Here is a 1566-nt window from a genome sequence, read left to right as displayed (position 1 = left end):
CCCGCCGCGTCGAGCCCCGCCCCTGCCCCGCCCGCGCCTCGTCAGCGGCGGCGCAGCGGAACGGCCTTGACCAGCGCGTTCAGGACGTGGTCCGCGGTGTCCCGCGGCGGGTCCTCCATCAGGTGGGTGAGCAGCCGGGCGAGCGAGGCCAGCAGGCCGGGCCGGGACATGACCTGGCCGTTGAGGATCGGCCGGTAGCCGAAGCGGCTGAACACCAGGTCGCCGGCGGTGTTGCCGAGCCGGTAGTACCGGCCCCAGCGGCGCCGGATCTCGGCGGGGTAGCGCTGCAGTGCCTGGTCGCGGCGGGGCCCGTCGGGTCGGGTGAGCGCGAGGACGACGGCCTCGGCGGCGACCTCGGCGGCCTCCATGGCCTGGGCGATGCCCTCGCCGCTCCAGGGGCTGATCATCCCGGCGCTGTCGCCGACCAGCAGCAGGCCGCGGCTGTACTGGGGGTGGCGGTTGAAGCCCATCGGCAGGGCGGCGCTGCGCAGCGGCGAGTCGGCGTTCTGCTCGTTGAGGCCCCAGTGGCGGGGCAGCCGGGCGAGCCACTGGTCGAGGGTGGCGCGGAGGTCGATGGTGCCGTGGTCGCGGTGCGGGAGCGCGCCGAGGCCGACGTTGACCCGTCCGTCGCCGAGCGGGAAGATCCAGCCGTAGCCGGGCAGATCGCGGCCGGTGCGGGCGCAGCGCAGGTCGGCCCAGAGCTCCAGGTACTCGTCCTTGGAGAGTTCGGGGCTGCGGTAGTAGCGGCGGGCGGCGGTGGCGAGGGCGCGCCGGGGGTCGCGTTCCAGGCCCATGGCGATGGCGGTGCGGGCGGAGGCGCCCTCGGCGGCGACGACCAGTGGTGCGCGGTAGGTGACGGGTCTGCCGTCCGGTCCGGTGGCGGTGACGCCGGTGATCCGTCCGGCGCGGTCGGTGACCGGGCCGGTGGCCTTGACGCCGAGCCGGAGCCGGGCGCCGGAGGCCTCGGCGTGCCGGGCGAGGATGTCGTCGAAGTCGTGGCGGCTGCGGGTGAGGCCGAAGTCTGGGTAGCGGCCGAGGTCGGGCCAGTCGATGGTGACCTGGCGGCCTGCGCAGACCCAGCGCATGCCGCGGGAGCGCATCCAGCCGGGGCCGTCGATGTCGACGCCCATCCGCAGGAGCTGGTGGACGCCGCGGGGGGTCAGGCCGTCGCCGCAGACCTTGTCGCGCGGGAAGCGGCTCTTCTCCAGCAGCAGGACGTCGACGCCGGCGCGGGCGAGGTGGACGGCGGTGGATGCGCCGGCGGGGCCGGCGCCCACCACGATGACCTGGGCCTCCTCGCCGTCGGGCGGTTCGTGGGTGTCGGGGGTGTCGGGCGACGTGCGGGGCTCGGGGGCCCCGGCGGCGGTCGCGGGGTCGGGGGTCTGCGGTGTCGGCGGGTTCTGCGCCGGTGGCCTCACGGTCTCCTCCTGAGTGCGCCTGTGCACCGTGCGAATGCCTGATCCCTACCCACCGGGGGCGCCACGCCGTCGGCTGTGATCCTCACCACACGATCGTGGCACGGCGGCGGGGGTGCTGGGCGGCAGGCGCGGCCGGTCGACGGCGGGC

The 1566-nt window shown here is 76.1% G+C and carries 1 protein-coding gene; it reads right to left on the bottom strand.

From position 1 onward, the window contains the following. Positions 1-41 precede the first annotated feature (41 nt). Complete coding sequence (locus tag ABZ641_RS36730) at positions 42-1283, bottom strand: geranylgeranyl reductase family protein (RefSeq protein ID WP_359988889.1); 1242 nt, start codon at positions 1281-1283, stop codon at positions 42-44. Between the last annotated feature and the right edge of the window lie 283 nt (positions 1284-1566).

The organism is Kitasatospora sp. NPDC007106, assembly GCF_040634455.1.
Classification (GTDB): Bacteria; Actinomycetota; Actinomycetes; order Streptomycetales; family Streptomycetaceae; genus Kitasatospora; species Kitasatospora arboriphila.
Note: the sequence above shows the minus strand (reverse complement) of the source record. Positions and strands in the feature narration are given on the sequence as shown.